Origin of the sequence: Rivularia sp. UHCC 0363 (assembly GCF_034931125.1) — a bacterium.
Classification (GTDB): domain Bacteria; phylum Cyanobacteriota; class Cyanobacteriia; order Cyanobacteriales; family Nostocaceae; genus Rivularia.
Genome location: NZ_JAYGHM010000003.1, coordinates 143,524 through 166,387 on the forward strand (window position 1 = coordinate 143,524; position 22,864 = coordinate 166,387).

Annotated in this window: 17 protein-coding genes; 12 read left to right on the forward strand and 5 right to left on the reverse strand. The window is 35.4% G+C overall.

What is annotated here, in order from left to right; all coding sequences use genetic code 11:
- Window positions 1–511: 511 nt before the first annotated feature.
- The 3 genes from VB797_RS02945 (at window position 512) to VB797_RS02955 (ending at window position 5,944) form a co-directional block, all read left to right on the forward strand.
- A complete protein-coding gene (locus VB797_RS02945) occupies window positions 512–1,981 on the forward strand; it encodes a sigma-70 family RNA polymerase sigma factor (RefSeq protein ID WP_323236124.1) in 1,470 nt (489 codons plus the stop codon).
- Window positions 1,974–3,227, forward strand: a complete 1,254-nt coding sequence (locus tag VB797_RS02950) for a DUF1822 family protein (RefSeq protein WP_323236125.1) — start codon at window positions 1,974–1,976, stop codon at window positions 3,225–3,227. The genes VB797_RS02945 and VB797_RS02950 overlap by 8 nt, the downstream gene beginning before the upstream one ends.
- A gap of 200 nt (window positions 3,228–3,427) precedes the next feature.
- The gene (locus VB797_RS02955; RefSeq protein ID WP_323236126.1) at window positions 3,428–5,944 is read left to right on the forward strand and encodes a CHASE2 domain-containing protein; all 2,517 of its coding nucleotides are present in this window, start codon (window positions 3,428–3,430) and stop codon (window positions 5,942–5,944) included.
- Here the strand turns inward: VB797_RS02955 and VB797_RS02960 are convergent.
- The gene (locus VB797_RS02960; protein WP_323236127.1) at window positions 5,904–8,279 is read right to left on the reverse strand and encodes a filamentous hemagglutinin N-terminal domain-containing protein; all 2,376 of its coding nucleotides are present in this window, start codon (window positions 8,277–8,279) and stop codon (window positions 5,904–5,906) included. The genes VB797_RS02955 and VB797_RS02960 overlap by 41 nt on opposite strands.
- A 344-nt stretch (window positions 8,280–8,623) precedes the next feature.
- Window positions 8,624–8,971 carry a hypothetical protein gene (locus VB797_RS02965; RefSeq protein ID WP_323236128.1) on the reverse strand — a complete coding sequence of 116 codons (348 nt, stop codon included), beginning with the start codon at window positions 8,969–8,971 and terminating at the stop codon, window positions 8,624–8,626.
- A 467-nt stretch (window positions 8,972–9,438) separates the two neighbouring features.
- Between VB797_RS02965 and VB797_RS02970 the strand changes: the two genes are divergently transcribed.
- Window positions 9,439–10,203: a DUF928 domain-containing protein gene (locus VB797_RS02970; protein WP_323236129.1), complete on the forward strand. Its 765-nt coding sequence runs from the start codon at window positions 9,439–9,441 to the stop codon at window positions 10,201–10,203.
- 42 nt (window positions 10,204–10,245) lie between these two features.
- Here VB797_RS02970 and VB797_RS02975 read toward each other — a convergent pair whose 3' ends face one another.
- The 3 genes from VB797_RS02975 to VB797_RS02985 form a co-directional block, all read right to left on the reverse strand.
- Window positions 10,246–12,954 carry a CHAT domain-containing protein gene (locus tag VB797_RS02975; protein WP_323236130.1) on the reverse strand — a complete coding sequence of 903 codons (2,709 nt, stop codon included), beginning with the start codon at window positions 12,952–12,954 and terminating at the stop codon, window positions 10,246–10,248.
- A 229-nt stretch (window positions 12,955–13,183) separates the two neighbouring features.
- Window positions 13,184–14,566 (reverse strand): cytochrome P450, encoded by a 1,383-nt coding sequence (locus VB797_RS02980; RefSeq protein ID WP_323236131.1) that lies wholly within the window; start codon window positions 14,564–14,566, stop codon window positions 13,184–13,186.
- A 46-nt stretch (window positions 14,567–14,612) separates the two neighbouring features.
- On the reverse strand, window positions 14,613–14,876 hold the full coding sequence (locus VB797_RS02985; RefSeq protein WP_323236132.1) for a hypothetical protein: 264 nt from the start codon (window positions 14,874–14,876) through the stop codon (window positions 14,613–14,615).
- Window positions 14,877–15,146: 270 nt separating this feature from the next.
- On the opposite strand from VB797_RS02985, the gene VB797_RS02990 reads away from it, so the two are divergent.
- From VB797_RS02990 to VB797_RS03025, 8 genes are all read left to right on the forward strand, one after another.
- Window positions 15,147–15,566, forward strand: a complete 420-nt coding sequence (locus VB797_RS02990; RefSeq protein WP_323236133.1) for a response regulator transcription factor — start codon at window positions 15,147–15,149, stop codon at window positions 15,564–15,566.
- A gap of 80 nt (window positions 15,567–15,646) precedes the next feature.
- Window positions 15,647–16,948, forward strand: a complete 1,302-nt coding sequence (locus tag VB797_RS02995; RefSeq protein ID WP_323236134.1) for an NAD(P)/FAD-dependent oxidoreductase — start codon at window positions 15,647–15,649, stop codon at window positions 16,946–16,948.
- A gap of 17 nt (window positions 16,949–16,965) precedes the next feature.
- Entirely contained in the window at window positions 16,966–17,232 is a 267-nt protein-coding gene (locus VB797_RS03000) for a hypothetical protein (protein ID WP_323236135.1), read from the forward strand.
- A 102-nt stretch (window positions 17,233–17,334) separates the two neighbouring features.
- The gene (locus VB797_RS03005; RefSeq protein ID WP_323236136.1) at window positions 17,335–17,646 is read left to right on the forward strand and encodes a hypothetical protein; all 312 of its coding nucleotides are present in this window, start codon (window positions 17,335–17,337) and stop codon (window positions 17,644–17,646) included.
- A 347-nt stretch (window positions 17,647–17,993) separates the two neighbouring features.
- The gene (locus VB797_RS03010; protein ID WP_323236137.1) at window positions 17,994–18,959 is read left to right on the forward strand and encodes a TauD/TfdA family dioxygenase; all 966 of its coding nucleotides are present in this window, start codon (window positions 17,994–17,996) and stop codon (window positions 18,957–18,959) included.
- Between the two features lie 460 nt (window positions 18,960–19,419).
- Complete coding sequence (locus tag VB797_RS03015; protein WP_323236138.1) at window positions 19,420–20,133, forward strand: GUN4 domain-containing protein; 714 nt, start codon at window positions 19,420–19,422, stop codon at window positions 20,131–20,133.
- Between the two features lie 111 nt (window positions 20,134–20,244).
- Complete coding sequence (locus tag VB797_RS03020) at window positions 20,245–21,525, forward strand: CHAT domain-containing protein (protein ID WP_323236139.1); 1,281 nt, start codon at window positions 20,245–20,247, stop codon at window positions 21,523–21,525.
- Entirely contained in the window at window positions 21,518–22,852 is a 1,335-nt protein-coding gene (locus VB797_RS03025) for a hypothetical protein (protein ID WP_323236140.1), read from the forward strand. Before VB797_RS03020 ends, VB797_RS03025 begins: the two co-directional genes overlap by 8 nt.
- Window positions 22,853–22,864: the final 12 nt, after the last annotated feature.

The following is a 22,864-nucleotide window of genomic DNA, read 5'->3' on the forward strand; positions in this document are numbered from 1 at the left end:
GTCATGGGTTCCCAGCCGGAGGCTGGGAACCAGTTAAATGCATGAGCCAAAAACGAATAAATTCTATCAAAGTACACAGCCTAGTCACACACCCTACAATAACAATTGTGCCTTTTTGCTAAGTCCGGATAAGTTAAATCATCTAAACTGTAGAGACGTTGATTATATCGCTTCTTTTATTTTGATCGAAAAGTCAACTGTCAATAGTATCAAAAGCAGAGAAGTCACTTGAGAACGAATGATAGATGCATCTAGTAGCCGCGCAATGGCATATTAAACACGATTCAGCTATAACGATTTAATCCCACCCTCAGACTTAATTTTACAGCAAAACTGCATAATCAGTTTCTCGAAGCGCCCATAATTATGTATAACACCTGCATTTATGCAGCAAATATGTAACGCAATAATCATAATGATGAATTTTTATGGATTAAATGGTAATGACCTATTGTTAATGACGATAAATATAGGAGAACAAATATTTGCAATAATAGTGCGGTAAAATCTTATGCTTATGGAAAAACGCGGAAACGTCATAAATAAGTTTTCTAGCTTTATCAGTTTTACAGGCAATAACCATCAAATTAAGTTGAATTGGCAGGTTGACTTGGAACTAGAAAATAGCATGAGACTAAAAGTAGCGGCAGATCCAGACGCTAAAGAAAGCTTTTGGGCGCAATATTTTCTCAAAATGCTATTAATTCAATATCAACCAGATTGCAAAAATGTACTTAATTTTAATCCAGGATGTATACCGACAGCAAAGAAGCATTTTTCAGCTTATTTACAAGAAGCCTGTTTCAAAGCTGCAAAAGATATACATTATGAATTTAAGTATATTAAACATAAATATTCTTTGGAAGAATGTTTTCAAATAGCAAATGTGGCTGCTAGTTCACCCAGCAAGTTTTTCAAAAGCTTTAATTTGGAACGCGAGACGATTAATGTAGAAGCATATGCGATCGCTGCTTTTAAACGATTTATTCGCAATCAAATTTATCACCAAGATTTAGAAGCAAGGAGAACCAGATTTTCTAATTACGGTTTATTGAAGGATCTAAGTTTTCGAGAATTAAATGAAGCTTTGTCAGCGCAAAATTTTCACAGCGAAAAAATCATTTTATATCGCTTAGTTTGGCAATGCTTTCATGAAGTTTTTCAGCCCACACCGAACAGCTTGGCTCGGACGCGAAACCCCTCGCAAAACGACTTTGCAGCAATTGCTAGTTACTACAATCAACGATGCAATCAACTCAATGTTAATCATGTTTCTGCAACAGATATCACAATTCAAGAAATGCTGTTGACTTGTATAAATGCGGCTAAAAATTATCGCACTAAACAATATTTTTCCTTTGAGGAAGATTATTATGATATTTCCGATGCTACACCTTCTACATGGGATATATTAATAGAGCAGGAAGAATGGCGACAGGTACAGGTTATTGTTGACAATTTATTCACAAATATGCCACAACTGTGTCAAATTATTTTTAAATTATGGCAGGGACTAAACTTAACTCAAGCTGAAATAGCCAATCTTTTAAAATCTAAATATCCAGAGCTACAAAAGCAGTATCAAGTCGCTCGTCAAATAAAAAGATATACCAGAAATATATTAAAGGAGTTTGCCGAACAATGGAATCAAGTCAACTTAGAAATATATCTTAGTTGCGATCACAATATTGAAAGAATAAAATCAGCTTTGGATAATTGTTTAGAATCTTATTGTAAACAACTTTTTTGCTCGATTCTAGATACAAATTTGAAAAGAATTATTCATGCAAACCAAAAAAAGTGCGATTTGGATCGCGATCTTAATTCACTTATGGAAATAAAATTGAAACTAATTGAGTTATTTCAACACGAACTTGAACAAAATATGTGTTTAGAAACCAACTCGCTCTCGGTAGTCAATCAGAAGCTCGTTGATTTTGTAAATGAATGGATAGAAAAGCAGGATGATTTTTATGAATGAAAATAATCAGACATTGAACTTTGAGGATTTGTTAGAAATTCACCCAGAACATTTATGGTGGGAATTTTCCGAGCAAGAACGGGAAACAGCATGGGAACAAACTGCTGTGAATAATTACCAAAATGCAGCTGCTCGTCACAGAGCTTTTGTTAATTGCTTATGTTTAAACACTTTCGTCAAATACTTGGAGGATGAGCCAGATTTACTCGCAAAATTCCAGATACCTACAAATATCCATTTGCATGGACAGTGGGAATTTGTCAGTGGGATTGAGTTAACTTTTAATCAAACTCGTGTGGTTTTAATTCCCAGCGAGCAAGGTAATATCGATGAGTTTCGCATCCCGCAAGAGTGGGTTGATATTCCTAACTGGGCTACTAACTATTATCTCCCAGTACAGATCAATTTAACAGAAAATTGGTTGCGGATATGGGGGTTTATTAGCTACGAACAAGTTAGCAAAAAATCAAAATATGACTCTCTTGATAGAACTTATTCTGTAAATAAATGCGATTTAATTGCCGATATCAATATCATGTGGGTAGCTGAAGAACTTTGTCCATTCCAGAAACCACAAGTTAAGCCTTTACCAAGTTTATCTGAGGTTCAAGCACGAGAAGCGATCGCACAATTACGCAAATCAATTTATTCCCCTCGTCTGGATATTAACTTTGCGCTATGGGGAGCAATTTTAGCTGACGACGAATATCGCTCGATTTTGTACAACGGGATACAAAGTTCACAAAATAATCTCATGAAAAATACAGATAAAATCGTACAGAATTTAAGTTTGTGGTTTGATAATATCTTTAATGCAGGTTTTCGTTCTGTTGATGATTTGTTGACTTTAACGGATGCAAGAGCATATCAATTTAGAAGCGATTCTGTTTTAAATGAAGTTTGCGTCAAAGGAGCTAAACTGATTGATTTAGGAATGCAAATAGAAAATAAATCTGTCGCATTACTAATTGGTTTATCACCGCAAATTGATAATAAAGTCGGTATTCGGGTGCAGCTTTACCCTGCTTCTGGAGAAACCTATTTACCTGCGAATATTAAATTAACTTTGCTTTCCGAGTCAGGGAAAACATTACATTCAGTTGAATCAAGAAGTTACGATAATTATATTCAATTGAAAAGATTTAAATTGACTCTGGGTAAACATTTCAGCATTCAAGTGGCTCTCAAAGATTTCCAAATAATGGAAAACTTTGTTCTCCAAGACTTGGCTTGTTCTGAGATATAAGAGTAATTCAGGCTATTTGATTGGAAAAAATATAAGTTAAAACGGAGATTTAAATAAAAATATGATTGACAAATTTTTCAATACACACAATATGCCAAGTTAGTTTTTAAGTCTAATTTTATAGATTTTCTAGTAACTACTCCTAAAATTGATATTATCATTAGTGTCAATTTAAAAAAATATGCCTATGGGTAGATTAATTGGCGGATAAAAAAAATATAGCTTCCAAATGTTTGTTAAGTGCGATCGGTATTCCATCAAACTGCCAAAGATGTCAAAATAAGAAAGAACTTTATCATCGAAGGGTTCACCCGGTGGGAAATATGAGTAAGTTAGTAATATTAAATTTGTCCAGGGGTAGCTTACAGGAGGGATTTGATCGGGCGATCGCGCAAATTTACGAACGCAAACAAGATGTGAATCTGTTCTCAATTCAGTTTACCGGAAGTCTACCCCCCGCGCCAGAAATTACCGAGCTTTACAGGCGTTGGCAAATTCTCTATAGTCTACTTTATGACTGCTTAATGCCCGATGTAAACTGGCGACAGGATTATGTTTCGGATGCAGAAATTGAAATTGAGTCGGACGATATTACTAATATTTCATCGATTGAATTTAATAAGCTATGCGACGAATTAAAAAATAAAATTAATCTTTGGCTCAATTCAATTACTTTTACTAATATAGAACAAAAAATACGCACAAAATTAGACCCATCGGAAGAAATACAGGTAGTAATTCAAACAGATGTAGATGAAGTGCGGCGATTGCCTTGGAATCTATGGGATTTCTTTGATGACTATCCCCACGCTGTTTTATGCTTGAGTTCTCCGGAATTCGAGCGGTTGGAAACCATCGGTAAATCTAACAGTAATCAAGTAAGAATTTTAGCAATATTAGGTAATAGCGAAAATATTGATATTCAAGAAGATAGAATCATCCTCGAACATTTACCTGGTGCGGAAACAACTTTTTTAGTAGAACCCGAACGTCAAGAATTAGATTTGATGCTGTGGGATAAAAAAGGATGGGATATATTGTTTTTTGCCGGACATAGTTCGAGTCAGTTAAGTGGAGAAACCGGGCGAATTTATATCAATCCTTATGATAGTTTAACTATAGAGCAGTTAAAGAACGGTTTAAGAGCGGCGATATCGCGGGGGTTGCGGTTAGCAATCTTTAATTCCTGCGATGGTTTGGGATTAGCAACACAACTCGCTTCATTGCATATTCCGCAAATGATTGTGATGCGGGAACCAGTACCCGATTTAGTCGCGCAGAGATTCTTAAAGTTCTTCTTATCAGCTTTTTCCGAATCCAAATCCTTTTATTTAGCAGTTCGTGAAGCTGGGGAAAGATTGCAGGGTTTAGAAGCAGAATTTCCCTGTGCAAGCTGGTTGCCAATAATTTGTCAAAATCCGACAGAAGCAGCTTTAATTTGGTCAAATCCAACTAAAAACCCGCAGAAAGTCCAGAATTACCGATTATCATCGCGTCAGATAATCCCGGCAATTTTTACCGCAAGTTTAGCGATCGCAACTCTAATCATGGGAGTGCGAAGTTTGGGATTATTGCAAAATTGGGAACTTGCAGCCTTTGATAGTATGATGCGTATGCGACCTGATGAAGGAAAAGATCATCGCATTTTAATCGTCGGGATAACCGAAGCTGACATACAGGCACAGAATGCTTCGGAAAGAGGTGGTGCGTCGCTCTCAGATAGTGCATTAGCACAACTAATAAGTAAATTAGAAAAATATAGTCCCCGCATTATTGGTTTAGATATTTATCGAGAAAATCCCGTCAAAGAGAAATATGCAGACTTAGCTAAATGGATGAAAAATGCTAATTTTATCGGAATTTGTCAAGTCAGTGGAGATGAAAATCCCGGTGTCCCAGCACCTCCAGAGCTTTCCGAGCAAAACTTAGGATTCAGCGACATTGTAACAGATGATGATAACATTTTGCGCCGTCATTTATTAGCGATGGCAGGAGCAAAACCCTGTAATACCAATAAATCCTTTAGTTTTCAACTTGCAGAACGTTATTTAGCCCAAGCTATCATCGAACTTAAGCTTAATCAAGATAATTCCAAATCGGGTAATGTAATATTTCCATATTTACAAGACAACAGCGGCGGTTATAGTAAAATTGATAGCTTGGGTTATCAAATCATGCTTAATTGGCGATCGACACCTCAAATCGCGACGCAAGTAACCCTATCTGACGTACTTAATAATAAACTTACACCCGATCAAGTCAAAGATAAAATAGTTATTATTGGTACCACCGCAGAAAGCTTTAATAATTATGCACTAAGACCTTATAGCGCACAATCCCAGGAAGATAGAACACCGGGAGTAATCATACACGCACACATGGTAAGTCAACTTCTAAGCGCTGTCCTTGATCGTAGACCGTTATTATGGGTATGGTCAAAATGGAGCGAAGCACTGTGGATTTACTGTTGGGCAATGGTTGGAGGAATGCTTGCTTGGCGGTGTAAATCAGCGTTACATTTATTATTAACATTAGGTCTAGCCCAAGGAATATTATATTATCTTTGCTACATTTTGTTAATTCAAGGTGCTTGGATACCCTTAGTTCCTTCAACTTTGGCAATAATTGCAGGTAGCGGTAGTATTGCAACTTACAACTTAAAAAAAAGAGCTATAGCTAACAACCAACCTTTTCCAGATTCTCCTGTTTTGTCTTAGGTTCCTCAGCCACAAAATAAATATCACCATTTTTATCCACCACCCAACCAGTAGCTTCAACAACTCGATTTTGGATTATACGATTTTGGATTGAACTCCCCATCTCCCCATCTCCCCATCTCCCCATCTCCCCATCTCCTTGTCTCCCCATCTCCCCATCTCCTTGTCTCCCCATCTCCCCATCTCCTTGTCTCCCCATCTCCTCATCTACCCAATCAACATCTAAAGCAGAATTAATTCCTAGCACTTCACTAGGTAAAGGAGGTAAACCACCACGTTTGGTAAAAATAAATTCGCTTTGATTTCCTCCACGGGATCTACAAACTTGAGAGATTTTGGGGTCAACTGGTATATCTGGCAATTCCGTTAGTTCCTTTGTGGGTTCTACATTAGTCGCATTAATGCTTAAGATACCGTTTAAATTTGGGTTGGATTGTGAAATTGCCGTAATATCGCTAGTCAAAAGTTCTTGCGGATTAAGTTCGCTGGGGTTATCGGTAGATAAAAGTGCTGCTAATTGATCTCGACTGCGGGGTTGAATCCCTAAAATACCAGTAGCATTGATGTCAACTCTCCCACCACTACCAGTAAAAGCATTCGCGGTAATGTCGCTGTTTTCCGAAAGGACTGCAACTATAAAACCATTAGGAATATTAATATTGATATTACCACCATCGCCTTCAAGTTGAGCAATTCCTGCATTACTAGAAATTTGACTATTGCGACGCATTAATAGTAAATTTTGTACTTGGAGATTAATATTACCTCCATTTGCTGAATCAGTTTCAGATATAATTTTACCTTGATTATTTAGAGTTATAGAATCGGCAGTTATATTAATTTCCCCTGCATTTCCTAAATTATTAGTATTACCAACAAAATTTATACTTAGTGGAAATTCTGGAAATAAGCTGCTGACGGTAATTTCAGCTTCATCTTTAACAATTAATCGCTTTGTGGAAATAGTTAATTTTCCACCGTTTTTGAAACCTGTTGTAGTAGCGCTCAAGCTACTAGAAACATTTGCAGAACTTCCCATTAATTCGACTGATTCAGCTGCATTTACGATTATATTTCCTCCTGCTCCTACCGCTGGTAGTAATTGAGATTCTGCCGTTATTAAACTACTAGATTCAGCAGATATCACAGCTCCATCTTTGATTAATAACCTACTAGTATTAATGGTCATATTACCCGCTTTCCCAACCGAGATATTATCATTATTCATACTACTAGGCAAATAACTACCGTTTGAGTCGATACCACCGATAATTTCTACAGATTCAGAGGCATTTATATTTATGCTACTTGATGCGCTGTTACCAATAGTTAAACTAGTTATTTGCATCCCATCTCGAACAACTAATTTTCTAGCGGTAATATTCAAATTTCCACTATCTACAGCATCTTGATCTGTCTGATTGATTAGGTTTATAGCATTATCACCAACTAATTCAACCAAATCACCTTGGATCTCAATATTACCACTACCAAATTTATTATCAACTATAACATTAGATGAAATTTTAGAACCGTTAACACTGCGTTGAATTAATTGAATATTCTGGAAATTTTCTACACCTTCATACCCTAAAACCCAACCTTGATCGGTTGAGTTAAGGCTTACAAAACTATTATTACCAACAGCAACTAATTCTATTCTTCCTGAGTCTACGGTTAAATTGCCTCCTTCTAACGTCACATCACCACCAATCAACGCTAAAGTTTTACCTGTAGGTACTTGTAAACCAACAGGTTGATTACTAAGATTATTTCCATCATTTTGAGAAGCTTGAGATTGATTGCGGATCGGTGCTGTTGCACCAAATTGTAATCCTATAGGAACATTTATAGTTAATAAAGGTGTATTTTGGGGTTCCGTAGCGCTAAATTGTGTACCGTCGGCAAAGTTAATACTACTTGCGGTAGTTGCGAAAAACGAACCACCAATATCTAAGGAAGCATTGTTACCAAAAATAATTCCTGAAGGATTAATTAAAAATAAATTTGCCGTACCATTGGTGCGAATTGTACCATCAATATTAGAAATAGATTTACCTGTAATGCGGGTGATAATATTTTGAATATTTGCCAGATTGTTAAAATATGCTGTTGTATTGGTGGGTACGGAGAATTGCTCAAAACTGTGAAATAAATTACTTCCTGTTTGAGTTCCACCTTCAATAATTTTAATATTATCTTGTTGTATGACGCTGGAATTAATCGGTAGAGTTGCATCTGGAACGATTTGGGCATTAACTAAGTTAGTGTAAAATGCTATGGTCGTAAATATTGTAATTGCTAGGTTGTGAAAGCAATGCTGATGAACTTTCATTACTTATTTCCAATACTGCACTCTAAACAAAATACCATTTGTTTGGTAAGAACACACGGTAAGTAGTAAACATACTCAGGACTTACGCAATTGTCACAAGTATAAGGTTGGTGCGTGACAATACAACCTCATTATTACGTTAAAAATTAGCCAAAATTTCACAGTACCCTGCAAGAAGATATGCCTTTTTGCTAAGTCTTAATACTAAAATAATATCCTCAATCTCTGATAAAAATTGAGGATTTAATCATATATTCAGTTTCAAGGTTTGTGATTATTGAGTAACATTAAGTTTGGTAATACAGCTTTTCGGTTGTGTTTTGCTAAGAAGCTTTGCTTTTGATTCAGGGGCAACAATAACAGCCTCCACAAAACTTTTTATATACTCCATTAATAAAACAATAGTAGCAAGTAGCTAGTTCATACATCTCTTTTGAATCGACTTCTAAATCTTCCTGAATTTGTGCTTTTATTGCATTTTCACTAGGTTGAATTTTGTTTATATCTATTGTTATCTGGATTTTTGCTGCTTCGATTAAACCAGATTTATTCAGCAAATCGATTAATTTCTCATCATCATCTTCTATCATAGCCAAATAAATGTTATCTTTTAAGTCTTGCAATGTTACATTAGTCATGATTGTTTGTCCTTGTGAGTTAATTGTTAGATTTGTGAAAATGATGGCATCCATAGAATTTAGTACGATTATTCATTAATACTTGAATAACAATACTTTTCTTTTTGATAAACCGCTATTTTTGATCTCTTAAACCATCTTGGATAAAGTTGTAAGATACATTAAGATACTAAATTAAGCGGTTAAGGCTTTCATCAGTTTGTAGAAGGAGAATAAATTTTCTTTCCTGCTTACACTTTTAAATAGATGCAGACGAAGTTAACTTATGCAGTTTTTGGTTAATCACTTCAAAATAAATGGTTCTTGCATATAAATTCATCCTAAGTAAATAGCTAGAGAAGAGGGAGTGACAGAAAAATACTATTAACTTCAATCCAACTGCATAAGTTACATTTTTCTTTCCTATGAATCACATAGATACTTTGGTAAAATACCTAAAATAGTTTAATCAAAAATTAGTTTACTTGATGTTGATTTTTTAGCTAAAGGTAACTATGACTCTTAAAAGGATAATTTTTTGTATGCAAAGAAAAAGTTTAAACTTAATTATATTTAGCTTGATGCCGTTATTAATGCTGATCGCCATCACAACCTCTAATCAATCAGTAGTAGCATCGCAAACACAAATTAGTCAAAATGCTCCCAAACCACCAGTAAAGTCAAAGCAAAAGCAAGACGGTTCTAACCGAGGAAGACCAAGCAAAAGAAGAGGAATGGGAAGCCGTGGTGATTGTCCTGCTGCAAATATACCGCTTACTGCTTTAATTCCAGAAAATAAGATTGGTAAAGTAGTTGAAGCAAATCCAACATTTTGGTTTTATATTCCATATCAAGCAAGCAAGATACCTGTAGGTGAATTTGTGCTGCAAGATGAAGCTGATAATGATGTTTATCGGACTAAGTTCCCGATTAATAAAGGTGAAGGTATAGTTAGTATTAATCTTGGTTCAGGAAAAACTTTAGAAACCGATAAAATCTATCAATGGTATTTTAAATTAAATTGCAGTGGTGATAAATTATCTACTCCTATTTACGTGCATGGATGGGTGCAAAGAGTAGCACTTCAACCGTTACAGCAAAAGCAGTTAATCACATCTTCGTCACCCCGTCAACGTTTTGCTTTCTACGCTCAAAATGATATCTGGTATTCGGCTTTAACGGAATTAGTCAAACTTAAACAAGCAAATCCTCAAAGTAAAATTGTTGCAGAATATTGGTTGCGATTGCTTAATGATGTTGGTTTGCAAGAGTTATCAAAAGAACCAATTTTAGGAAAGATTGATTAATAAAATTAGTCAAGCTTACCATAACGCAATGTTTGCTTACTGTCAAAGCCAATTACCAACTAACACATATGGAGACCAAATTAAAGGTGATTCCCCATTGTTTAAAAGTTTAATTTGAGCCTGCTGTAAAGCTTTGGCTTTGTTTAATTTTTTGTTTTGTAATTCTTGATAAAATTGACTCATTAATTCAGCCGTAGACTTATCCTCAACAGCCCATAATGTAGCTAACGTACTTCTTGCACCCGCACGTATAGCAATTCCAGAAAGTCCTAAAGTTGCTCTTTTATCTCCATTTGCGGTTTCACAAGCGCTAAGAACTAATAATTGAATAGCGCGATCGGTATTTTTGTTAATTTGAAATACCCGTTCAAAATCTTTGAGTTTGAGTAGTTTATTCCAGGTCAGAATATAGGTTTCTTCTAAGTTTGAACTAAAGTTACCGTGAGTGGCAATATGAACTACTGAATATTTAGCAGATTCAATTTGTTTTTCTAAGTTACCTTCAGTAAATGATTGATTTAAAAGTTCTTTGCTATTAGGTATTTGTGTGTGAATTTTTTCTAGCTCAAATTCCACATTTTCTAGAGGATTAAACTGTTTATTTCCAATTAATCGCTTTTTACTGATTCCAGCCATGAGAATATTTAATTCTTTTTGTTGTAAAGGTTTTGGCTCTAACAGTTGTAAACCTGGAGTTAAAACAACGGCATATTTTTCAATCAAAAATTTTTGTTTTTCCGGTGCTTTGTCGTCGTAAAGTACAGCCATTGGAATATTTCTTAAATTTCCATCTAACACAAATACCAAAGTTTCAATATTGTTATTTTCTAAATCTGCTTCTAATGGCTTAATTAACCAGTTATATACTTCTCCAGATTTTATTTTTACCTGATTAATTTGTTCTGGTTGTCTAAGGTTATATTGTAAATCTTCTAAAGTCTTTTCAACTTGATTGGCTTGAATAAAAGTTGTGTAGCGTTTAAATTGATTTTGTTTAGGAAGTTTGAGAATAACTTCAATTCGATTTTGTAATATAATTGGATAAATAACCGCTGCTGTAGTATCAGTTTGATCGACGACTGTATCAATAATTTCTGGTTTAGCTTGCAAACAAGCTTCTTGAAAATAGTTTTCTATTTCTCTTAATTGTAGTGCTTCAATTACATCACGAGCTTGTTTTAAGTTTTCTTGGTTTATATTCTTAGAATTGGGCGATCGCAAAAGTAAATCAACCAATTGCCTGTATACTGGTTCTACATTATCTCGAAATGAAAACTGGATATCTGGATTGAATACGAGTAATTGACCACGTAAATCATTTAAATTGTTAACTGCTTGAGAATAATAATCTAAAGATGCGGATATATTTTCTTCAACTTTAAATATATATCCTAATTGCCATTGCCAAAGATAAGCAATATCTTTTGCTTCTATTCCTAAAGCTAAATCAACGGCTTTTTTGGTTAATTTTTGAGCATCAGTGACATTTTGAGTTTGTAAATACACGCTACCAAGCACACCCATTGCATAAGATTGCGATCGCACATCCTCCAACATTTCCGCTTGTTGAATCGATACGGCTAAAATTTGGGCTATATCCCATTCGGGTGCATTATTCGGACTAGCTTGTTTTAAAAAGAATAGATTTTGGGCTAAATTTATGCGAGCGTTAATCGATGTCTGAGATAATGGTAATTTGTTAATTGTCAACTGTAATTGAGAGTATAAATTATTCGCTTTGACAAATTCTTGAAGTTCTATCAAGACATTGAGCAAATTTAATTGAGCTTTAAGTTTAATTGCAGGTGATGTGGATATACCTACAGCCTTTTCATAGTTTTGTACAGCTTGTTGATATAATTTTATTACCTCCGGCGATATCGGTTCGCGAACATAAAGTAAAGGTGTAGTTTTTGCAAAATTTGTCGTGTTTTGTAAACGTAACCGTATTTTATTTGCTTGAATGCGTTTTGCATTACCCAAACTCAGCAAACTTTCAGCTATTTGAGGTGTAGATTTGATGTCTTGTGCCATTTTATAGCTTTGCTGCAAAGTTTTTATAGAAGCGTCTATTTCACCTAAATATAATTGAACATCACCTAAATTCCGTAATGTTATAACTTTGAGAATAGAAGCTGGTTGTTTATTTAATTCTGAAAGTAATTCTGCTAAAATCTTACGAGCCTGATGATAACGTCCTAAAGCCTGTAATGCCAGATTTTGATTAACCAAACTACGGAATTTTCCATCTTGAAAATTTACCCGTTTGTAGATATCAGTAGCTTGTTTCCAGTTATCTAAAGCAGCTATTGGCTTTCCTAATATTAATTGTAAGTTAGCTTGAATCTCTAACACTTGAGCAAGTACTTTTAAATTATTTTTTAAATTATCCTGTTTTTCTAATAAGTTACGACTTTGGGTAATATAATTTAAAGCCTGCTGATATTCTCCAATTTGCTTGTAAGCTAAAGAGATATTGCTCAGCGCGATCGCCATTTTTATTTTATTACCTTGACGTTGAAAAATTTGCGCTGCTTGCTTTAAATTTGATATCGCATCATTAAACTTTCCTGCATCATAAAGTATTTTACCTTCATCTAGTAAATTTTGGGGATTTAGATCATTTTGAGTGATTTTTTCAGGAGTATAAAGATCTTGAGCATCAACTCTCGGAAGCCAAGCCCAAATCAAGGTAAATATAACTACTAGAGCAAATAAAATTACTTTAGATAGCCATTTTTGATATCGCATCTTTTGGCTTTTTTTAGCTACATATTTTACCTTATACTAATTCTGGGCGAAATTGGGATTAAATTATTTCCCTATGTCCTCCGGACACGCTGCGCTAACGGACACCCCTCTCCTTAATAAGGAGAGGGGACGGGGGTGAGGTTCAAAATGTTGCGATTATAACCGACATAAAAGTTGCATGAATAAAAAGCAAGAAAATACCATCAAAATCAACACCCTACAATAGAATTTATTTCCCTACCGCCGCAACCGCTGATTGTGCCGAGCGTATTCCTTCCATCTTCATTTTTACACCCTTTGCAGGAGCCAAAGTCAATCCCCGACGCTGGGGTTTTTCGGGTTTATTATCTGCAAAAGCTAACTGATAACCAGAAACTACTTTTGCTAATACCAGCTTCATTTCAAATTCCGCTAAAGCATAACCAATACAGCGTCTAGCTCCATTACCAAAAGGCATAAATTCGTAGGGAGAAAATTGTCTTTCAATAAATCTTTCTGGTTTAAATTGCTTAGAGTCTGGGTATAAATCTTCTCGATGATGCAACAGATAAATGCAGCCCCAAATTTCGCTTCCCGGTTCTATTTGATAACCTGACAACACCACGGGTTCTTGCACTTGTCTAACAAATGTCGCTAATGCAACGGGATAAATCCGCAAAGTTTCGTTACAGATAGCGGTGAGATACGGGAGCCTAGATATACTTATAGGATCGGGGTTTTCTCCCAGACTATCTAATTCTTGCAATAACTTTTCCCGTACTTCTGGCTTTTGATAAATCCAGTATAATCCCCAAGCCATAGCTGTAGCAGTAGTTTCGTATCCAGCAAGCAGTAATGTCATCAACTCATCGCGCAATTCTTGGTCTGTCATTGAGTTGCCATCTTCATCTGTTGCAGACATCAATAACGAGAGGATATCAACGCGATTTGTATTATCTAACTCAGAGCGTCTTTCATTAATCTCAGTATACAGCAACTTATCAAGTTGTTCCCTTTGCCGTAAAAAATTGCCCCAAGGACTAAATTTACCCAAATCTTTTTGTAAAATGGGAAACAATAAAAAGCCAAAAGCCAAGGGAGAGCGAAACATATCTAGCATCGCAATTATTAGGTGCTTGATTTGTTGATAGCGTTCCCCTTCGTACAAACCAAACACAGCCTGCAAAATCACGCTCAGAGAGATTTCTGAGGTGACATTACGAGCAGTAAAAATTTCACCTTTTGGTAATTGACTAAATACTTGTTCGGTAAGAGAGCAAATTAGTTCACCGTAAGTTTGCATTCTCTCACCGTGAAATTGCGGCATTAATAACTTGCGATCGCGTTTGTGGTGACTTCCGTTAAGTAAAAATAAAGAATATTCCCCAACTAATGGCTGTAGAGTTTTATTTGCTTCTCCGGGGGCTGTAAATTTTTTGCGATCGTTTGTTAAAATTTCTTGAATCGCTTGGGGATGATTGGCGAATATTATCCGTTTTTTGGTACCAAATATCTGAGAAGTAAAGATATCGGGATACTGTTTAACGGCTTTTTCCATGAAATCCAAAGGCTTGGCAATCCATTGGTATCGTTGTTGAAATATTGGTGTTTCAAGAAGATTTGGTAGTTTCATCAAATTACTCGTTTACTACTATGTCTTAAATGTTGTTTAACATAGCTTAACGTTTGTAAGGACAAAATATCGTCAAGTAAATCGATGGTTCTACCCAATCTGTTAGATGAATATGTTCATTTTCATCTACAAATTGATCGGGTTCGCTTTCTTCTGTCGATTGAGTATCGTTTTCTAAATTCTCCTCGGTAACATAAATTAACTTAGTTAAAGCAGCTAATTTTGACCATGCGATAGAAAAAGGATTTTGGAGATATTTAATCGCTGGTGTTTTATTCATGTTCTTGTCAGATAAAGAATCTTGGTTCATGATTTAGTCCTCGTAATTTTCTAACTTTTGATAGATGGTCAAATTTTAATTTTTGAGAGTGAGCAAGATGCTGGCACTACGAAAGCGTTACTCCGCAAAATTAGTGTGCTGGAGTACTACTAACTTATATTGGTAACAGCGGAGTCAACTTATGCAGTTAAGTAATGCCGAAAGCATCAAGTGAGTGCATAAGTTATCAAAAATTAACCCATATAATAACTAGGACATAGGCACAATTAAAATTATGTGTCTAATGATTGATCGCAGATAATGACAAAAATTTTAATGATTGAATCGCAATTACAAATTTGCCAAAGATTTATGAAATGCTTGGAGACACAAGGCTTTGAGGTGATATTGGCAGAAAATAGCGTTGTCGGAGTCCGTAAAATACAATCCGAATTACCAGATTTAATCATTAGCGATTTGATAATGTCAGAATCTGAGGATTGTAACCTTAATTTTCTTAAAGCTCTGCGCGAACACCCCAGTACAGCAATTATCCCGTTAATTGTTGTTATCAACCAATACACTCAAGCTGAAATCCGTAAAGTAATGGAAATGGGGGCTGACGACTGTATTACTAAGTTCTGTAACGAAGAGCAATTATTAAGCGCGATCGCAGTCCGTTTGGAGCGATTTACTTTTCTTCAACAATGTTGTGCTACACAATTACAAGAGGAAATTTGATTTAAACTGCATAAGTTAACAAAAGCTTCACCCATATAGTAAATAGGACAAAGCAAACAATAGCGAGTAAATCCATACTAATGCTCAAAAAAGTTGCAATTATTGGTGCTGGTCCTTGCGGACTACTTTTAGCTCATTACTTGTTAAGTCGCGATCGCCAATATCAAGTTGAAATTTACGAACATCGTGGAGACCCCCGCATTGTCTCTTATTCTGATTCGAGAACCTTCCCCATCGGTTTAAATGACAGGGGATACAACGCTTTGAGCAAAATTCCCGGATTAGAATCAGCGATCAAAGCCGCAAGTACACCAGTCACAAATATAGTTAGTCACCGGAAAAATGGTAAAACAAAGGTGATATCTAGATCAAAACCTTTATTCAGCATTGACCGTAACGATTTAGTGAAAGTACTCCTCGATCTGCTACAGAAATACCATAGCTCGGAACTTAAAATTAACTTTCATTGCAAGTATGATGGTACATTAGAACCAAAAATTATTAAATTCCGCAACCTTGGAACACAAACAGATTTTGATGTTGATTACGATTTGTTAATCGGTGCAGATGGAGCGCGTTCTGTAGTTAGAAAAAACTTTGCAGAATTATCAGATACTTTTGAATACTGCCAAGCATACATTCCTAATGCTTACAAATCAGTTTTTATTTCCGCGTCTAAGAATACAAATCATTGCGATCGCAAACAGGGTAAAATCCACTTCTGGGATGTAGAGAAGAGTACTCGTGTATTGTTAGTCGAACAAGCCGATGGTAGCTTAAACGGTGTGATTCGTTTTCCTTATCAGAAAAATTCTGTTGCAAATTTGAAGAATGTTGAAGAAGCATCATTATATTTTCAACAAAATTGTCCGCAACTAAAAGAACTGATGAGTACAGCGGAAATAGAAGCATTTGTAAATAATCCTATATCAAGAGTTACTACAGTACGCTGCAATCGGTATCATCAAGGTGAGAATGCTTTATTAATCGGAGATGCAGCCCATGCAGTATCGCCTGCATTAGGACAAGGCTGTAACAGTGCTTTGGAAGATGTGTTGATATTAAATAATCTGTTGGATGAGTATAGCGACAATTGGGCAGAAGCTATTCAACAGTTTACTATTCGTCGTAAGGCTGATGCAGATGCTTTAGTCGAATTAAGTAAATATAGTTCTCCTTTATCTCCTAGATTATCTACTGAATTTGGCATTAGACAAAGTATTAATAAAGCTCTGCACAGATTTTTCCCTCAACATTTCTCACCTCCATTATTTGAAAGCTTGTCTCAACCAAGTGTAAGATATTCAGAAATTTTGAGTTCTTACAAAGGCTGGGTTTCTAAAGTTAAGAAATCGAATGAAAAATTGTTAGCACAATTGTAATTAGGAAATTATTTACCATGAGATACATCAAAAGGAATCGTTTTTTTTTGAATCGAAATCAGCCATATTATGATCGTAATTTGAGAGAAAATAATATTTATGATTTTGATAGAATTAGCAAAAAATCTGAAGCTAAATCTTATGATAACGAAATATTTTTATGTATTGCGATCGCGACACTTTTAGTAATTAGTTTTGGAGGTAATCATTTGATTCAAAATAGAACAAAACAACACCTAATTTATAATTCGATTGACCCGATATCGACTACTAATGATTATTAATCTGTAAATTAGATTTTTGTTGGCTTAGCCTGTATTTGTGTTTGGAAGACTTCAACAACTCAGCATATTCCCAATTAGCTAATCTCTATTTGCAAATAAATCATGAAATCACATCAACACAAAATCTATTTGATGAAAGACTATGAACAATTCAGAAAAGATAGCTCTAATAGCAAATTGACAAAACGCATCAAATATAATGATAACGTTTGTTTGCTAAAGCAATTTCGGCAATATGACGATCGGGATATGGTGATAGATAAGCCCGAAGGTACAGCTAAATCGGTTTTTTTATCTGTAATTGTAATCTGTCTATGGTTTTTTGCAATGGGTCTTTTAGCTAAAGTAACCTATCCATTTTTGCAAGCAATTTGTATTAATTCAGTTCAGGAATTAAGCTTAGGTCGGGAATAATTTTTTGCCAGATTGAGATTAGCAGGATATATAATAGTTTTCGATTTAGTTCAGGAATTACGCAATTGTCACAAGACTGAGGGAACGGTGCGTGACACATAAACCTTATTATTGCGTTAGAAATCAAGCGAAGTGTCACAGCACCCTACGACCAAAATATGCCAGTTGCGGCCATTCCTATAGTTATTTAAGTACTAGTGCAAAATAAATTAAACATTTCGTCTGGGGAGGGAATAGGGTTGGGGGGAATAGGGAAGGTTTATATAACTCACGAGTAATTATATGAATAATTTTGCGTTAGTATCTTTTGTAAATAATTGAACCACAAAGTTAATAGGGGAATAACAATGAATACAACTATCACCATTCCATTTCAGTTAACAGCAAAAGAAATTGGCAAGAAGTTTAATCAAGATGCGATAGACAAGATTAATGCAGTATTAAGCGAGCATGGAGCCGTCTTACTACGAGGATTTCCCTTGAATACAGCAGATGATTTTGCTCAGATTAAAGCAAAATTAATTGCACATCCCCAAAAATATTTTGCCATTGTTAACCCCCGTACAAACATCGAAGAAAAAGACAGTATTTACACTAGTACAGAAATTCCTTCACAATGGAGCATACCACTTCACAGTGAGTTAACTTGCTCCTTTAGCTTTCCCGATCGCATATTCTTCTTTTGTCAAGAAAAACCAGAATATTGGGGACAGACACCAATCTGTGACACTCGTCGTATTCTCAAACAATTACCAACTCAGTTAGTTGATAAAATACGCGATCGCGGTGTCCGTTATACTCGACGCTTACCGAAGCAGAGTAATCCATTTTCTAAAGGTTGGAGCGAGATTTTTAATACTGAAAGTCCCGATGTTGTAGAAGAACGCTGTAAAACAGCAGACTTTGCCGAGAAAGACTGGAATATTAATTGGGATGGAGATGTGATGATGTTAGAACATACAAACAAAGGTATTCTTTGTCATCCCCGCACTCAGGAAGAGATATGGTTTAATCAGATTACTATTTACCATAATTCTGGATTTGAATACATCTGTACCCTCACACCGGATGAATTCATTCCTGATGTGGATATATCAAAGGTAAAGCAGTACTGTCCTACCGACTGCACTTTAGGTGATGGGACGTTATTTTCCAGAGATGAAATCGAAGCCATTTGGGATGCTTATGCAGCTGAAACTATTGTTTTCGACTGGGAGCAAGGAGACGTTTTGTTGCTTGATAACTTGTTGTTTGCTCACGGACGTAAACCGTTTCGCGGTAATCGTCAAATTCTTGTGAGTATGGGTTCTTAATATCTAAATCAATTTTCAAAGTTCCTCCCCTTGTGGAATCCAATTTTGCTTCAATTTGGGTTCCTTTTTCTGCGCTAAATTGCCCTCACTCTAGAAGAGTGAGGCTACCCAAACAAAGCCTACCTGCGTAGGCTGAATTCAGCGCATCTTTATACTTGTAGTTTTAGTAAAAATAACTTGCATAAACATCAAAGCTTGATAAATCCATGCCAAGTTCGGGAATGAATTGAAGAATTGATTTCATCTTAACAATAGAAGACTTTAAAGCTAAGTAACTAGGACTTACGCAACTGGCATATTTTGGTCGTAGGGTGCTGTGACACTTCGCTTGATTTCTAACGCAATATAATGGTTTATGTGTCACGCACCGTTCCCTCAATCTTGTGACAATTGCGTAAGTCCTGGTAACATTTGAGTAAGTGATAAACTTTGTAAATTTTAGGGAATAGGAGTTTCAGTAATGACACTAAACTACAGCGAGTTAGAAGCTTTGCTAGCAGACAGAAAGTGGAAACAAGCCGATGAAGAAACTTTACGTATCATGAAGCTTGCGGTTGGTCGAGTAGAATCAGAAGACTATCTAACAAAAGAAGACTTTGAAAGTTTTCCCTGCGATGCTTTGCATGAAATAGATCGGCTTTGGACAAAACACAGCAACAACCACTTCGGTTTTAGTGTTCAAAAGGAAATTTGGCAGTCAACAGAGGTAAATTACGATTTATTTAAGTTCATGACTCGCATCGGTTGGGGACGTGAAGAAACACCATCAAAATATGTATTTTGGGGAATAAACTTGGTTGATTTTGACCTTTCTGCCCCAAAGGGACTTTTACCACTAGCAGTTACATACTATGGTGGCAACGTGGAAACCCGGAGAAAGTATCTTTCGATGATATCACTATGTATTGCTGAATATCCCAAGCAATCCGAACCCGAAGTTTCTGTAGAAAAAAGTCAACCAAATAAAGCGCTTCGCAGTACTCAAATCCAGATCGAGGAATTAAAGCAGGATTTTGAACAAAAAGAAAAAATCTATGTAGCAGTTGCTCTGAAAAAGAGAAGAGAAAATGACCCCGAAGAAGAACATAATTTAGAACTACAGCTTCAGAGTATTGGAAAAAAAATGGAGGCAATTGAACAACAGCTTCAAGATTTAAATTATAAATTTGAATAAATTGGCGTTACTAAATCTTAATTTTTAATTTACATTTTTGGTTATTTACAAGTAGGATAATATACCAGATTAAAACAGTAGAGAAACTCATCTAGTAAGAATAAAACCACCATGAACTACCAAGATTTTCAAATATTCGTTGATCGAAATAACAATATTCGCGCTTCCTCAGAACAAGGTGAGGTTTCGGGTGAATTACGCTTAGAAATGAATAAAATTAAGCTAACATTAAAATTAATTGAGTCGGAAGAAACAGATAGCGAATTGCTCAAAGCATTAGGTCAAGAACTTTACCAAGCACTCTTCCCCAATCAAATTAACGCTCGATTCCACGCTACAATGGCATCTGCACAAACAAATCAATACAGCGTCCGCTTACGTTTAATATTTGAATCTCCCGAATTAGCAGCCCTTCCCTGGGAATTTCTCTACGACGAAGATACCAACATCTTTTTAGCAAACAACATCGATACTATACTCTCTAGATATATAGACGTTCCCCTACAAAAACGCGAAATTAAAGCCGCTAGCTTACCCCTGAAAGTCTTGTTGGTCATCGCTAGTCCTAGTAACTTAGCTCATTTAGACGCAACTGGTGAAGAAAAGTTGATTCGAGAAGCACTGGGAAAACATATAGATGCAAAGATAATAGAGTTAGATGTATTAAAAGAAGCTACCATCCGCAATATTAATCAAAAGCTACGCGAAAAGGATTACAATGTCTTTCATGTCATCGGTCACGGTGAATTTAAGGATAACAAAGGTTACATTGCCCTTGTAGACGAAGATGGCACAGCTAAATTATTAGATGATGAAAGATTTGCTAACTTTTTCTTAGGTAATAACCATTTAGGGTTAGTTATTCTAAATACCTGTAAAGGTGCAACAGTATCTTCCAATCAAGCCATGAGTGGTACAGTATCAAACTTAGTGCGTCGTGGAATACCCGCAGTAATTGCCATGCAATATACGATACTTGATTCCACAGCCAAACTTTTCGCTGATGAATTTTATCGTACCCTAGCATTAGGTTATCCTGTAGATGCAGCTATTCAAACAACCCGCAATGCTATTTCGATAAAAGTTGGACTAGATAGACGCGACTTTGCGACACCAGTACTCTATATGCGAGCTAAAGATGGAATAATTTTGAGTGGACTTGATGAAGGAAGTAAACCTAGTGTAACACTTGGTAATCCATTAATTAAAATTGAAAACTTAAAGCAGGATTTAGAAAAACAAGAAAAAGTCTATAACGCAGTTGCTGAAAAAAAGAGGAGAGAAAGTAACCCTGAAGAAGAATATAACTTGGAATTACAGCTTCAAAGCCTTGACGAGAAAATTAATAAAATTAAGCAACAGCTTCAATCGTTAGGTCCTGGAGATGAGTAAAAATATTCGAGAATTACGGATTCAAGGTCTTGAGACAGATTTGAAAAACAAAGAAGAAATCTATAACGCAGTTGCTGAAAAAAAGAGGAGAGAAAGTAATCCTGAAGAAGAATATAATTTGGAATTACAGCTTCAAAGCCTTGACGAGAAAATTAATAAAATTAAGCAAAAAATAAGAGATTTGGAGGATGAAGCGAAAGACAATAAAATCAAACAATTACAAAAAATATTAAATGAATTCACAAAAGAAGAAATTTCAATTATAAAAAAAGCACACAGAGCTTGTTCTCCTGAAGGTTGGGACTCGATCGCAACTGATAAACCAGAAGAAATTTTGGTAGATGTTTTGAGAATGCGTCCTAAACATACAAGAGTTGAGTCTTTTGTGGTTTCGTTAATCGCACGGCTCAATAATCCATCATTAGTTAATAAACTGAATAATTGGGCTGAGGAAAACATAAACGACTTTGATGAATTATGTAATCAAACAAAAACAGCTTTAGCCGAAAGCCATAAAAAGCATAAAAATCCTTATTTAATTGTGTGTGTAAGAGAAAGTAGTAAAAAAGATTATTATTTTGTCGATGCTTGGCTTATTACTGATGCTGATACTTATCATTATCATGATAACCCAGATTGCAAACAAATCCATAAAAGTAAAGAAGATTTTACCTGGAAAGAAATTTCCTGTGAAATCAATAATTTTCTCAATCAAATTGGAGAATATTCTTCATCTAAATTAACAATTGAAATATTCTTGCCACTTGATTTAATCAACGAAGCTGTTGATAGTTGGGAATCAGAAAATGAATTTGGATTGAAAGTAAAGTTAAATAATGAGTACAATGTTGTAGTACGTTCAACAGAAAGATTACTGCCAACTTATAATCGCTATACAGGATTTTGGCAAGAGAAATGGACAACATTACAAGACATAATTAAAAATTCAGTTTTGAATGCTTTTGTATTGCATCAAGATGATGATTTAAAGAAGTTATTCACGGAATTAAAAAAAGAAAATAAAATTGGGATTAAATTACAAACAACCCCTATTAAAACTGGTAAAGGTAGTGTTTTTGCAGTAATCTTAAGTACGGCTATTCCAGTCGCGCTGTGGTTGAGATGTCATCTACCAAATTGCAACGAACAAATAGATGCATTGCTAGAATGTTGTATCTACGAACTGATAGAAAATGTAGGCAACAAACGTCTTGAAGCATTATTGAAGCCTCAAGATAGCCACATTGGTCATCATATTTCTTTATTATGGGAAGACCCTTATCGTTTACCTCCTGGTACTTATGATTTATTATCTATGCCAAAGTAATTAATTAAATAT

What these genes read in the sequence shown, in the direction of transcription:
- VB797_RS02945 (WP_323236124.1), top strand. Translation starts at nt 512, where the DNA reads ATGCTTATGGAAAAACGCGGAAACGTCATAAATAAGTTTTCTAGCTTT.
- VB797_RS02950 (WP_323236125.1), top strand. Translation starts at nt 1,974, where the DNA reads ATGAATGAAAATAATCAGACATTGAACTTTGAGGATTTGTTAGAAATT.
- VB797_RS02960 (WP_323236127.1), bottom strand. Translation starts at nt 8,279, where the DNA reads ATGAAAGTTCATCAGCATTGCTTTCACAACCTAGCAATTACAATATTT.
- VB797_RS02965 (WP_323236128.1), bottom strand. Translation starts at nt 8,971, where the DNA reads ATGGATGCCATCATTTTCACAAATCTAACAATTAACTCACAAGGACAA.
- VB797_RS02970 (WP_323236129.1), top strand. Translation starts at nt 9,439, where the DNA reads ATGCAAAGAAAAAGTTTAAACTTAATTATATTTAGCTTGATGCCGTTA.
- VB797_RS02975 (WP_323236130.1), bottom strand. Translation starts at nt 12,954, where the DNA reads ATGCGATATCAAAAATGGCTATCTAAAGTAATTTTATTTGCTCTAGTA.
- VB797_RS02980 (WP_323236131.1), bottom strand. Translation starts at nt 14,566, where the DNA reads ATGAAACTACCAAATCTTCTTGAAACACCAATATTTCAACAACGATAC.
- VB797_RS02985 (WP_323236132.1), bottom strand. Translation starts at nt 14,876, where the DNA reads ATGAACCAAGATTCTTTATCTGACAAGAACATGAATAAAACACCAGCG.
- VB797_RS02990 (WP_323236133.1), top strand. Translation starts at nt 15,147, where the DNA reads ATGACAAAAATTTTAATGATTGAATCGCAATTACAAATTTGCCAAAGA.
- VB797_RS02995 (WP_323236134.1), top strand. Translation starts at nt 15,647, where the DNA reads ATGCTCAAAAAAGTTGCAATTATTGGTGCTGGTCCTTGCGGACTACTT.
- VB797_RS03000 (WP_323236135.1), top strand. Translation starts at nt 16,966, where the DNA reads ATGAGATACATCAAAAGGAATCGTTTTTTTTTGAATCGAAATCAGCCA.
- VB797_RS03005 (WP_323236136.1), top strand. Translation starts at nt 17,335, where the DNA reads ATGAAATCACATCAACACAAAATCTATTTGATGAAAGACTATGAACAA.
- VB797_RS03010 (WP_323236137.1), top strand. Translation starts at nt 17,994, where the DNA reads ATGAATACAACTATCACCATTCCATTTCAGTTAACAGCAAAAGAAATT.
- VB797_RS03015 (WP_323236138.1), top strand. Translation starts at nt 19,420, where the DNA reads ATGACACTAAACTACAGCGAGTTAGAAGCTTTGCTAGCAGACAGAAAG.
- VB797_RS03020 (WP_323236139.1), top strand. Translation starts at nt 20,245, where the DNA reads ATGAACTACCAAGATTTTCAAATATTCGTTGATCGAAATAACAATATT.
- VB797_RS03025 (WP_323236140.1), top strand. Translation starts at nt 21,518, where the DNA reads ATGAGTAAAAATATTCGAGAATTACGGATTCAAGGTCTTGAGACAGAT.